Here is a 12264-nt window from a genome sequence, read left to right as displayed (position 1 = left end):
TCATGTAATAAATATTAAAATTTTCGAAGCAACAACGGTTGTAAGGAAATAGGAGGAAGAACAATGGATTTATTAACAAAAACAAGAAAAATTAATGCGTTATTACAAAAAGCAGCAGGTAAGCCAGTAAACTTTAAAGAAATGTCTGAAACATTGAGTGAAGTAATTGAAGCGAATATCTTCATCGTAAGTAGACGCGGTAAGCTGTTAGGTTTTGCAGTAAACCAAAAGATTGAAAATGACCGTATGATTAAAATGCTTGAAGATCGTCAATTTCCTGAAGAGTATACAAACAATCTTTTCAACATTAAGGAAACTTCATCAAACCTTGATATTGATAGTGAGTACACTGCTTTTCCAGTGGAAAATAAGGAATTATTTCAAAATGGTTTAACAACAATTGTTCCGATAATTGGTGGTGGAGAGAGACCAGGTACATTAATCTTGGCTCGTCTACAGGAACAATTTCACGATGACGATTTAATCCTTGGCGAATACGGTGCTACTGTAGTAGGAATGGAAATTCTTCGTGAAAAAGCAGAAGAAATTGAAGAAGAAGCTCGCAGTAAAGCGGTTGTTCAAATGGCGATTAGCTCACTTTCATATAGTGAACTAGAAGCAATTGAGCATATCTTTGAAGAGTTAAATGGTCATGAAGGTTTGCTAGTGGCTTCAAAAATTGCTGACCGTGTAGGAATTACTCGTTCTGTAATCGTCAATGCACTTCGTAAGCTTGAAAGTGCTGGCGTTATTGAATCACGTTCATTAGGTATGAAGGGAACATATATTAAAGTATTAAATGATAAGTTCCTTGTTGAGTTAGACAAACTTAGAACAAATTAATCACATATAACCCTCCTCAAGTAGGAGGGTTTTTTACGTTTGAAAAAAGTCGAATTTTGTAAAAAAATGGACTTATAATTTATGTAAGCATATGCGTAAATCATGTCATAATCAATATTAATAATGATTCTAAAGTAGGGCTGTTATCTCTTCCATTTAATATGAAGTTGAGAAAAATTAGCGAAAACAGGTCATAACTCCCATTTTTTTTAACGATTATATCATAGACATATTATTTCTTATTCATTACAATTAAGTATGTGTTACATTTTTCATCTAAATATTACATTCTTCTACAAAATTCCTTAACACGGTTAAATTATAATGACGGGGGTGAAGAAAATTGAAGCTGTTTTCGAATACTATTTCAACATTAGAGAATGCATTGAACTATTCTTCCACTAAACAGAAGGTAATTGCTCAAAATATCTCAAATGCTGACACTCCTAATTATAAGGCTAAAGAAGTTAGCTTTAAATCCGCTTTAGAAAATGCACAACATGCTTCAATGACAGCAAAGCGAACGGATATGAGACATTTTGATTTTCAAGGTAGCTCATCAACGGGAATCACTATTACAACGAATAAAGATACAGCATATAACAATAATGGAAATAATGTTGATATCGACAAAGAAATGGCAGATTTGGCTACAAACCAAATCTATTACAACGCATTGACGGAAAGAATTAGCGGGAAGTTCCAGACGTTGCAATCGGTCATAAAAGGAGGTAAATAAGAATGTCTATTTTCCATAGCATGAATACTTCTGCTTCAGCATTGACATCACAAAGATTAAGAATGGATGTCATCTCATCTAATATGGCTAATGTGGACTCCACAAGAGCAACTCAAGTAAATGGAGAGTGGGTTCCTTATCGTCGTAAGTCGGTTGAGCTTCAACCGAAGGAGGGCGGTTTTTCTTCGTTTTTGAATGTAGCCATGAATAAGAATGAAGCTGGAAGTGGAGTTCAAGTTTCGAGAATTGTCGAGGATGATACTCCTTTTAAAGAAGTTTATGATCCAGAACATCCTGATGCCAACGAATTTGGCTATGTGCAGATGCCGAACGTTGATCCATTAAGAGAGATGGTTGACTTGATCAGTGCAACACGTTCTTATGAAGCAAACGTTACAGTCTTGAATGCATCTAAAGGAATGTTAATGAAAGCCTTAGAAATTGGAAAATAAAAGGAGCCATCCTAAATGAATAATATATCGTTTCCGAATGTATCGAAAGTATTGCCAATAAATAATAATGAGGTTAAGACCTCTTCGCTTACACCATACGAAGCACAAAAGAGTTTTGCGTCCGTACTTAAACAATCAATTGAAAAAGTAAATGAAGCGCAAGTTCAATCTGACGTTATGACCGAAAAGTTAGCAAAAGGAGAGAATGTTGACTTACATCAAGTCATGATCGCAAGTCAAAAAGCAAGCGTCACTCTGCAAGCAACAATGGAAATTCGAAATAAGGTCGTTGAAGCATATCAAGAAGTTATGAGAATGCAAGTTTAGTAGACGTGGAGAATATGTGATTTATTCCAATTAGACAGAACAACCGGGGGATGGGGAATGACAGTATCGTTTCAGAGATATATAAACAATTTAAAAGAATACTGGAATGGGCGTTCTAAACAACACAAGATGATCATGATCGGATCTATTCTGTTATTAATCATCGTTCTTTCCTTGGTCATAGTGTTTGCAACGAGAACCAATATGGTCCCTTTATATAAAGATTTATCTTTAACCGAAATAGGTACAATTAAAGAAAACCTAGACGGGAAAGGAATAAAGTATGAAATTTCGGATGGGGGCACGACCATTAGTGTTCCCGAAGAACAAGCAGACACTCTGATCGTGGAACTAGCTGCTGAAGGGTTGCCAAAGTCAGGAGGCATTGATTATTCGTTTTTCAGTCAAAATGCTGGAATTGGTATGACTGATAATGAGTTTAATGTCATGAAGCTTGATGCTATGCAGACAGAACTTGCAAATTTAATAAAAGGTGTTGAAGGAATTAAGGATGCACGAGTGATGATCACGCTTCCTACTCAAGGAATCTTTGTTAATGATGCAAAAGAAGAGGCTACTGCAGCAATTATATTGAATACCGTGCCTGGTTATCAATTTGAAGAAAAGCAGATCAATGCTTTATACCATCTTGTTTCAAAAAGTGTGCCGAACCTCTCTACAGATAATATCGTCATCTCTAACCAAAACTTTGAGTATTTTGATCTAAAAAAAGATGGAAATTCTTCGGGAGATATTTTCACTGCTCAAAATGAGATTAAAAAAGAAATCGAACGTGATGTACAACGCCAAGTTCAAAGCATGCTTGGTACTTTAATGGGTCAAGATAAAGTCGTTGTTTCGGTAACAGCAGATATCGATTTTACACAAGAAAATCGTGAAGAAAATATTGTTACTCCAGTTGATGAAGAGAATATGGAAGGAATTGCGATTAGTGCCCAGAGAATTACCGAGACTTTCACTGGTGAAGGTGCTGGAGCAGGTGGTGTTCCGGCAGCTGAAGACCCAGCTGATGCTTTAGGTGGTACGTACCAAGCTGGAGCAGGTGGAAATGGTGATTATGAAAGAATTGAAGAGACGATTAATAGTGAAGTAAATAAAATCCGCAAAGAAATAGTCGAAAGTCCATATAAAATAAGAGACATAGGAATTCAAGTGATGGTTGAACCTCCAGTTGCTGATGATGAAACTTCTCTGCCACAGGAGAGAGTAGACGATATCACGAGAATGTTAAGTACAATCGTACGAACAACCATCAATAAGGATACTGTCGATGGAGAATTAACGGATGAAGACATACAAGATAAAGTAGTCGTATCCGTTCAACCATTTAATGGCAAGACACAATTTACAACTGAACCTCAAACGGTATTACCTTGGTGGGTATATGCCTTAGGTGGAGCATTAATTCTGATTATTATCCTTCTTATTTTCTTATTTTTACGTGCTCGTAAAAAACGTGAGAAAGAAGCAGAAATGGAAGAAATCTACGATAATGGGCCACAAGTTAATATACCTGATGTAAATGAAGAACAAGAAACTGAAGGAAGCTTAAGAAGAAAGCAGCTTGAGAAAATGGCAAAAGAAAGTCCTGAAGACTTTGCGAAATTATTAAGGACGTGGATCTCGGAAGACTAGGAGGTTTGACAGTTGGCAAAAAGAGAACAAAGAGAATTAACAGGTAAGCAAAAGGCAGCCATTCTCCTCATATCACTTGGACCTGATGTATCTGCGTCTGTTTATAAACACTTAAGTGAAGAAGAAATTGAAAAATTAACTTTAGAAATTTCCGGTGTTAAAAAAGTTGACTCGCATTCGAAAGAGGAAATTATGGAGGAGTTCCATAATATTGCATTGGCTCAAGATTATATTTCTCAAGGTGGTATTGGCTATGCGAAAACCGTTCTTGAGAAAGCTCTTGGAACGGAACAAGCAGCAGTTATCATTAATAGGCTGACTTCCTCTTTACAAGTTCGTCCATTTGATTTTGCAAGAAAAGCAGACCCAGCACAAATTTTGAATTTTATTCAAAATGAACATCCGCAAACAATCGCCTTAATTTTGTCCTATTTGGACTCTACTCAAGCGGGGCAAATTCTTTCAGAACTACCACAGGAAATGCAAGCGGATGTGGCTAGAAGGATTGCGGTAATGGACAGTACATCTCCAGAAATCATTAATGAAGTTGAGCAGATTTTGGAACGAAAGCTATCTTCAACTGTTACGCAAGACTATACGCAAACTGGCGGTGTAGAGGCAGTGGTAGAAGTGCTTAATGGGGTAGATAGAGCTACGGAAAGAACGATTTTAGATGCTTTAGAAATTCAAGATCCAGAGCTTGCTGAGGAAATCAAGAAACGGATGTTTGTCTTCGAGGACATTGTTACTCTTGATAGTCGAGCCATTCAACGGGTTATCCGTGACTGTGAAAATGAAGACCTCATGCTGTCACTTAAAGTATCAAGTGACGAAGTGAAAAACATTGTATATAAAAATATGTCAACGCGTATGGTTGAGACATTTAAAGATGAAATGGAATATATGGGTCCTGTTCGCTTACGTGATGTTGAAGAGGCCCAATCTAGAATTGTTGCGATTATTCGCCGATTAGAAGAATCTGGTGAGATCGTAGTCGCTCGTGGCGGAGGGGATGATATTATTGTCTAGGCTTATTAAATCTAGCTGCTCAACTAGTGAACAGCAGGAAAATAAAGTGATCTCGATTCGAAAGTTTAAGACAAAATCTGAAGAGAGTAATCTAGAGCCGTCCAACAATATAATCTCCATGCAACAACAAGCCATGTTAGACGAGGCAAAGAAACAAGCAAACCAAATTATTGCTGAGGCAAATGCTCATCAAAAGCAACTGCAGGAGCAATTACAACAAGAAAGAATTCGGTGGGAAGAAGAGCTTGTACTACTAACTCAACAGGCGAAGAAAAGCGGTTATGAAGCGGGTTTTCTCCTAGGTAAAGATGAAGGGTATCGAGAAATGCTCGAATTGATTGATCAGGCAAAACAGACCGTCACAAGCTCGAAGGCAGATTACCATCGAACAATTGAACAATCTGAAACAATGATTTTAGAAATAGGTTTGAAAGTGGCTGAGCGAATCCTTGGCGAACATCTTAATGGGGAATTGGAGCACTTTATAAGTATTGTGAAGCGAGCACTTAAGGAAGCGAGAGAGTATCGTGAAGTGCAATTACATGTAAATCCGCTGCATTATGAATTTTTACTGTCTCAAAAAGAAGATTTGATCAAAATTTTCCCGAAAGAGACGGAAGTTTATATTTATCCAGATGGAGAGTTATCACAGTATAGTTGCATCATCGAGTCAGCCAATGGAAGAATTGACGCAAGCGTAGACCAACAGCTTTTGGAGATTAAAGCAAAGCTATTCGAATTGTTGGAGAGTGAATAAAGTGAAATTAGCTGACGTATTAGAGCAAATAAACCAAATAGACACATACAAACACTACGGTAGAGTCAAACGAGTTGTGGGACTTATGATTGAATCTCAAGGTCCAGAAAGTTCGATTGGTGATGTTTGCTATATCCATGTCGGCCATAAACAGAAAAGAAAAATCAAAGCTGAAGTAGTCGGTTTTAAAGATGAAAATATTATCTTAATGCCCTATACAACAGTCAATGACATTTCTCCTGGTAGTTTCGTGGAGGCTAGTCATAAGCCACTCGAAATTAAAATCGGACCAGATTTAATCGGCAATGTTCTTGATTCGATGGGACAACCTTTAGATGGTGAAGAATTGCCAAAGGGGCTCACACCGGTATTGACAGAGCAAGAGCCGCCTAATCCATTAAAACGACCACCTATCTCTGAATCGATAGAAGTGGGTGTTCGAATGATCGATTCGTTATTAACAGTCGGTACAGGACAAAGGGTCGGTATTTTTGCCGGAAGTGGTGTTGGAAAGAGTACCTTACTTGGAATGGTTGCTAGAAATACGAAAGCAGACTTAAACGTAATTGCTTTAATCGGAGAACGTGGTCGTGAGGTAAGGGAATTTATTGAACGAGATTTAGGAGCTGAAGGTTTGGCGCGTTCGATAGTTGTAGTGGCGACCTCAGATCAACCAGCTCTTATGAGGATTAAAGGAGCACTTACGGCAACGGCAATTGCTGAATACTTTCGCGACCGAGGTTTGAATGTCATGTTGATGATGGACTCGGTAACGAGGGTAGCGATGGCACAGCGTGAAGTAGGGCTTGCGATAGGTGAACCGCCTACAACGAAAGGATATACTCCTTCCGTTTTTGCGATACTTCCAAAGTTATTGGAAAGAACGGGAACAAATATGAAAGGCTCCATCACGGCATTTTATACCGTTTTAGTAGATGGTGATGATATGAACGAACCTATCGCAGATACGGTGCGTGGAATACTGGACGGACATTTCGTCTTAGATCGGGACCTGGCTAATAAAGGCCAATATCCAGCCATCAATGTTTTAAAAAGCGTAAGTCGAGTTATGAACAATGTCGTTCCTGAAGAACATCGTAAATCGGCAGAAAAGCTAAGAGAGCTTGTGAGCACTTATATGAATTCAGAGGATCTAATCAATATCGGAGCCTATAAAAAGGGTTCCTCGAGACCAATTGATGAAGCCATTCGTTTATATCCAGAAATTATCCGCTTCTTAAAACAGGAAACGGATGAGAAGGCATCATTTCAAGATAGCTTAAAGGCGCTCTATGAGTTAATGGGAAAAGGTGAGATGATCCGATGACTTATCAGTATAAATTTGCAAGAGTACTAGCTTTGAAGGAAAGGGAGAAGGATGAGGCTTTATCTTCTTACCAGGATGCCGTTAAAAAATTTGAAGAAGTTGCCGAAAAGTTATATGAGCTATTAAGAAAAAAAGAAGAGCTTGAGGATTTTCAATCTAAAGGTCTAAAGAGTGGTCTATCGATTGTAGAAATTCGACATCATCAGCAATTTATTGGGAATCTTGAAAAAACAATTAATCACTATCAAAAAATGGTTATAAATGCTCGAAATCGAATGAGTTTATTTCAAGAAAAACTAATGGAAAAAAACATTGAAGTGAAAAAATTTGAAAAAATTCGTGAAAAGGATTTCGTACAATTTCTCAAATCCTTAAAGACAACCGAGAATAAGCAAATGGATGATATCTCGATTCAAGTCTATATGAACCGGGGAAGCTAGGTGATTTGATGGCAAAGACAGCCGAGAAAATAGTAGAAAAAAAAGCGAATAAGTTTCAATGGTTTCTCTACACGGGCCTTATCCCATTATTATTTCTGGTCGTAGTTATGCTGATTGTATTCTCTGTTGCTGGCATTAATGTATTTGAAAAGGCGAAGGAATACAGTCAAAAAGTTCCGTTTCTTTCTGAGATGATAAACGAAGAGCCTAATCAAACGATGGAGGAACTAGAAGCTAATACAATTGAGCTTGAAGGCCAAATACAGGATAAGGAAGCTCAAATTGAAAAGCTTCAAACAGAGCTCGAGGGAAAAGACACAGAGATTGAGCGGACTAATTTAGAAATTGAGCAACTTCAAATGCAAATCGATGAGTTACTTGCGATTCAAGACGAAAATAAACGCGCCTTTAAAGATATTGTCAAAACCTATGAGACGATGTCTGCAAAAAAAGCTGCTCCCATTATTTCACAAATGCAAGAGCAAGAGGCATTGCAAATACTTTCAAGTATAAAGTCAGACAATCTAGCAGCCATTATGGAAAATCTCCAGCCGGAAGAGGCAGCGAAATATACAGAATTGCTAACAAATGAATAATCAATGGATTATTCGTTTGAATAGTGTGATAACTTGAAAGGAGGTGAAAAAATGGAAATCGGAGGTATTGGTTTCTTTAATACGATCTCGTCATCAGTAAAGGAAGGGACGCTATCTACGGAAGAAAGCGGCTTTAAAGGTCTTGTTGGCTTATTCCTATCTGAAAGCACATCTCAAGGCATAAATAATCCTTTAGCAGAGGAACGTTCTCTTGATATCCCAGCAGATGAACTAGTTGCTCTAATTGATTTTCTAGGTGCAGAGGATATTCTTGATGTAGAAGATGGGTTGAATTTACTGAAACAAGCTCAAGCAGCGAGTAATCCTGAAGAATTACTGCAAATCATTGCTGAAACAATCGAACCGAATGTGAATGTAAAGGAATTAATCCAGTCATTCCAGCAAAGTTCAAGCATGCCGATTGAAGGTGAGATTTCTGAACCAAATCAATCTGAAGCTGAAGAAATCAAAGTAGAAGATTTGTTAGCGATTTTGACTCAATTTAACTCCATGCCACTTGATGAACTTAAGGGTGCTGCCCAAAAAGATATGGTTCAGCTTGTGAAAATAGTTAAAATATTTGAGCTACTTGCACCAGAACAAAACGTGAATAATGATCAAAGGCAGCTTAAAGACTTGGTCCAGCAACTAACGAAAAAATTTGAAGGATTTTTAGAATCAGCCAATTTAACTCAAAAGGATGATTTCACAAAGCAAAATAGCAGGCAGGAATATTTACTAAAAACATTCTCATCCGTAGCTTCGGAGCTTAATCAAAATAAGAAGCATCTTATAGGCAAGCTTCTCGGAGAATCTTCTACTGAATCTAAATCTTTGTCAGTAAAGAACGAGCCTGTTAATGGTATAGTTCAATTCCATCAAATATCAAAGGCTGAGCAATTTACGATGACACTCCAACAATCAGGAAAACCAACTGGAACAAACGATTTAATCAAGCAATTTGAAAATATTTTGGCAAAAAGTCAATTTTCTAACGTTGTTGGAACTCAGAAGCTTTTGATTAAATTGAACCCTGAACACTTAGGGGCTTTAAGAATCGAGCTTATTCAAAAAGATGCAGGGATGGTTGCTAAGATATTAGCGACAACGAAGCTTGCGAAAGAGACGCTTGAATCACATATTCAAGGCTTAAAGCATGCGTTTGCTTCACAAAACATTCTAGTAGACAAACTTGAGATTGCCCAATCTGCTAATCAGTCGATGGAGCGATTTTTGAACAAAGAGCAACAGCAACAATCACAGCAACAGCAGCAACAAGAACAACCAGAGCAAAATAATGGAAGTAACTCAGGCGCTGAGGAACATACTTTCGTTACATCATTGGAAGAAGCGCTTATAAATCAGAAAGTATAGGAGGTGAACAGATGACAAATACAATTGATTCATCTTTATATTTATCATCTCAACAGCAGACAAGGAGTACAGGCTCCAATGTTCTAGGTAAGGATGATTTCCTTAAAATCTTAATGGTTCAATTGCAAAACCAAGATCCAACTAGTCCGATGGAAGACCGAGAGTTTATTGCGCAAATGGCTCAGTTTTCTTCGTTAGAGCAAATGACGAATATGAGTACTGCCCTGCAAAGCTTTGTTAGTACACAAGAGCAGAACAATCTAATTTCCTACAATCAATTTATAGGAAAGGAAGTAAATTGGCATAAGCTTTCCTACTCAGATGATGATCCCAATGCTGCACCGGACATTCTTGAAGGAAGAGGCAAAGTCGAATCAGTACAATTTAAAAATGGAACTGTCGAATTAATTCTTGAGGATGGAACCGTTCTGGAACCAGCCAATATTTCTGGCGTAAATGGCTCTTCTTCGGTATCTGGTGAAAACAACCTTATCCAAGCGAGTATGTTAATTGGAAAAATGGTCACCTATTTAAACGAATCGAAGGAAGAGATATCAGCACTTGTAAAATCGGTCTCGATCAAGGATGGAAAAATTTTGTATCAACTGGATGATGAAAACGAGACAAAGATTACTTCACAACAAATGACGAAAATTGAATAAAAAGGGTTGGTTGGATGGAACAGTCTAATTATAGACCAATACAATCACAGCCGATTGCTAATCAGCGTATTCAAACTAAGAGATCGAACCCTACACCAAGTAATTCTTTTGCGATGCATTTTCAGCAGGCGATACATGGAAATAGTAAGTTGGTTTTGAGTAAGCATGCAAAAGAGAGATTACAACAGCGAGATATTCATATTTCAGACCAACGCTGGGAGCTTATCGAAGAGAAAGTGAATGAAGCGAAAAGATTAGGAATCAAAGATTCCCTTGTCCTAATGGATGATGCGGCTCTGATTGTGAGTGCCAAAAATAACACGGTCATAACGGCAATGGATAGACAAGAAGCAACAACACAAATTTTTACCAATATTAATGGGACGATTGTCCTCTAAATAAACTAAATGGCTGGACCTAAACAGGAAGCCAGAGCTGCGGACTGATTGAAGCAGCTAATGAAAGGAGAAATTATTCTATGTTACGTTCTATGTACTCAGGAATAAGCGGAATGAAAAACTTCCAAACAAAATTAGATGTTATCGGGAATAATATTGCCAATGTAAATACATTTGGATTTAAAAAGGGTCGCGTTAACTTTAAAGATATGATTTCTCAAACAGTAGCAGGTGCTAGCGCTCCTTCAGCAACTCTAGGTGGGGTGAACGCAAAGCAGGTTGGATTAGGTTCTACATTGGCTTCGATTGATACGATTCACACTCAAGGAAGTATCCAAACCACAGGAAGAGGACTTGATTTAGCTATCTCTGGTGATGGATATTTTGTCCTTGCACCTAATAATGGTGATGCTGATACAAGCTTCGCTGAATTAGATAAAAGCTTTACAAGAGGTGGAAACTTTTATTTAGACGAGCAAGGATATCTCGTGAATGCTGACGGTCTTTATTTACAAGGTTTTGCTGCAGTTCCTGGTGAAGTGGATCCGGATACAGAAGAAGTTGCTCCTGATACCATTGATACATCTCTCTATTCTAGAATGAGAATCCCTGCCACAGCGGAAAGCTATAGTATTTCTGATAAAGGTGAAGTACAGTATGTAGAGGATGGACAAATTAAACTTGCAGGACAAGTCATCATTGCTAAGTTTGATAATAGTGAAGGCCTTCAAAAAGCAGGTCAAAACTTATTTAGAGAATCTGCTAACTCTGGTTTAGCACGTGGAAGTGCTCCTCAGGCTGATGGAGCTGGTGGGATTGTAGCAGGCGCCCTTGAAATGTCCAACGTCGACCTTTCAGAGGAATTCACAGAAATGATTGTGGCACAACGTGGTTTCCAAGCGAATACTAGAATCATCACAACTTCTGATGAAATTCTTCAAGAGCTTGTAAATTTAAAACGATAGATTAAGGGAGGGACAGGACTGAAGTGATAAGGAGTCTTCAGTCCTGAATAATACCGTGATAAATGTTACAAGATTAAATGGAAAACCTTATATCATTAATGCAATTTACATTGAAACAATTGAATCCTTTCCTGATACGACGATTACACTTTCAAATGGGCGTAAATACGTGGTGAAGGAATCAGAAGAAGAGGTAGTGCAGTTAGTAATTAAGTTCTATCAAACTGTCAACCTGCTAGGACTTCAACAGATGGAGGGCCCAGAGCATGAAAAATAATAAGCTTGTTATGATAATGTTAATTATTCTAATCACCATTACACTTGTTGGGGCTGTTGCTGTTGTAGTTGTCCTTAAGGTTACTGGAGCTGAAAAAACAGAGGGACCAACCATTGATGAGGTGCTGGAATATTCGGTAGACATTCCAGAAATCACAACAAATTTAGCTGGAAATGACTTTATCCGTATCTCATTTAAAATTCAAACAGATAGTAAGAAGGCAAAAGTTGAATTAGATAAAAGAGATTTTCAAGTAAAAAACATTATTATTCATACACTATCTGAAAAAAGCTCAAAGGAAATTCAGGGTTCACAGGGTCAGACAAATCTTGAAGAAGAGTTAAAAGATAACATCAATGAATTGATGAAGGACGGAAAAGTGGAGAAAGTATACATCACCGGATCACTCCTCCCGTAATTTT

General features: G+C 37.8%; 16 protein-coding genes. All 16 read left to right on the top strand.

The window, feature by feature from the left end:
* Window positions 1-63 precede the first annotated feature (63 nt).
* Window positions 64-843 (top strand): GTP-sensing pleiotropic transcriptional regulator CodY, encoded by a 780-nt coding sequence (gene codY / locus AA0X71_RS14475; RefSeq protein WP_413356012.1) that lies wholly within the window; start codon window positions 64-66, stop codon window positions 841-843.
* Window positions 844-1186: 343 nt separating this feature from the next.
* Window positions 1187-1582 (top strand): flagellar basal body rod protein FlgB, encoded by a 396-nt coding sequence (flgB, locus tag AA0X71_RS14470; protein ID WP_413356011.1) that lies wholly within the window; start codon window positions 1187-1189, stop codon window positions 1580-1582.
* 2 nt (window positions 1583-1584) lie between these two features.
* Window positions 1585-2034, top strand: a complete 450-nt coding sequence (flgC, locus tag AA0X71_RS14465; RefSeq protein ID WP_413356010.1) for a flagellar basal body rod protein FlgC — start codon at window positions 1585-1587, stop codon at window positions 2032-2034.
* 15 nt (window positions 2035-2049) lie between these two features.
* Window positions 2050-2361 (top strand): flagellar hook-basal body complex protein FliE, encoded by a 312-nt coding sequence (fliE, locus tag AA0X71_RS14460; RefSeq protein ID WP_413356009.1) that lies wholly within the window; start codon window positions 2050-2052, stop codon window positions 2359-2361.
* Window positions 2362-2418: 57 nt separating this feature from the next.
* Window positions 2419-4017 (top strand): flagellar basal-body MS-ring/collar protein FliF, encoded by a 1599-nt coding sequence (gene fliF, locus AA0X71_RS14455; protein WP_413356008.1) that lies wholly within the window; start codon window positions 2419-2421, stop codon window positions 4015-4017.
* Between the two features lie 12 nt (window positions 4018-4029).
* Entirely contained in the window at window positions 4030-5046 is a 1017-nt protein-coding gene (fliG, locus tag AA0X71_RS14450; RefSeq protein WP_413356007.1) for a flagellar motor switch protein FliG, read from the top strand.
* Window positions 5030-5803, top strand: coding sequence for a flagellar assembly protein FliH (gene fliH, locus AA0X71_RS14445; protein ID WP_413356006.1), 774 nt, complete (start codon window positions 5030-5032; stop codon window positions 5801-5803). Before fliG ends, fliH begins: the two co-directional genes overlap by 17 nt.
* A 1-nt stretch (window position 5804) precedes the next feature.
* On the top strand, window positions 5805-7130 hold the full coding sequence (gene fliI / locus AA0X71_RS14440) for a flagellar protein export ATPase FliI (RefSeq protein WP_413356005.1): 1326 nt from the start codon (window positions 5805-5807) through the stop codon (window positions 7128-7130).
* Window positions 7127-7570 carry a flagellar export protein FliJ gene (fliJ, locus tag AA0X71_RS14435; protein WP_413356004.1) on the top strand — a complete coding sequence of 148 codons (444 nt, stop codon included), beginning with the start codon at window positions 7127-7129 and terminating at the stop codon, window positions 7568-7570. The genes fliI and fliJ overlap by 4 nt, the downstream gene beginning before the upstream one ends.
* 8 nt (window positions 7571-7578) lie before the next feature.
* The gene (locus tag AA0X71_RS14430; RefSeq protein WP_413356003.1) at window positions 7579-8166 is read left to right on the top strand and encodes a MotE family protein; all 588 of its coding nucleotides are present in this window, start codon (window positions 7579-7581) and stop codon (window positions 8164-8166) included.
* 51 nt (window positions 8167-8217) lie between these two features.
* Window positions 8218-9540 (top strand): flagellar hook-length control protein FliK, encoded by a 1323-nt coding sequence (locus AA0X71_RS14425; protein WP_413356002.1) that lies wholly within the window; start codon window positions 8218-8220, stop codon window positions 9538-9540.
* 11 nt (window positions 9541-9551) lie between these two features.
* The gene (flgD, locus tag AA0X71_RS14420; RefSeq protein ID WP_413356001.1) at window positions 9552-10202 is read left to right on the top strand and encodes a flagellar hook assembly protein FlgD; all 651 of its coding nucleotides are present in this window, start codon (window positions 9552-9554) and stop codon (window positions 10200-10202) included.
* Between the two features lie 14 nt (window positions 10203-10216).
* Window positions 10217-10600 carry a TIGR02530 family flagellar biosynthesis protein gene (locus AA0X71_RS14415; protein WP_413356000.1) on the top strand — a complete coding sequence of 128 codons (384 nt, stop codon included), beginning with the start codon at window positions 10217-10219 and terminating at the stop codon, window positions 10598-10600.
* Window positions 10601-10680: 80 nt separating this feature from the next.
* Window positions 10681-11565 carry a flagellar basal body rod protein FlgG gene (gene flgG, locus AA0X71_RS14410; protein ID WP_413355999.1) on the top strand — a complete coding sequence of 295 codons (885 nt, stop codon included), beginning with the start codon at window positions 10681-10683 and terminating at the stop codon, window positions 11563-11565.
* A 55-nt stretch (window positions 11566-11620) separates the two neighbouring features.
* Window positions 11621-11842, top strand: coding sequence for a flagellar FlbD family protein (locus AA0X71_RS14405; protein WP_413355998.1), 222 nt, complete (start codon window positions 11621-11623; stop codon window positions 11840-11842).
* Window positions 11832-12260, top strand: coding sequence for a flagellar basal body-associated protein FliL (gene fliL, locus AA0X71_RS14400; RefSeq protein ID WP_413355997.1), 429 nt, complete (start codon window positions 11832-11834; stop codon window positions 12258-12260). The genes AA0X71_RS14405 and fliL overlap by 11 nt, the downstream gene beginning before the upstream one ends.
* The last annotated feature ends 4 nt before the right edge of the window (window positions 12261-12264 follow it).

This window comes from Robertmurraya phoenicis (genome assembly GCF_047302285.1).
Lineage (GTDB): Bacteria > Bacillota > Bacilli > Bacillales > Cytobacillaceae > Robertmurraya.
Note: the sequence above shows the minus strand (reverse complement) of the source record. Positions and strands in the feature narration are given on the sequence as shown.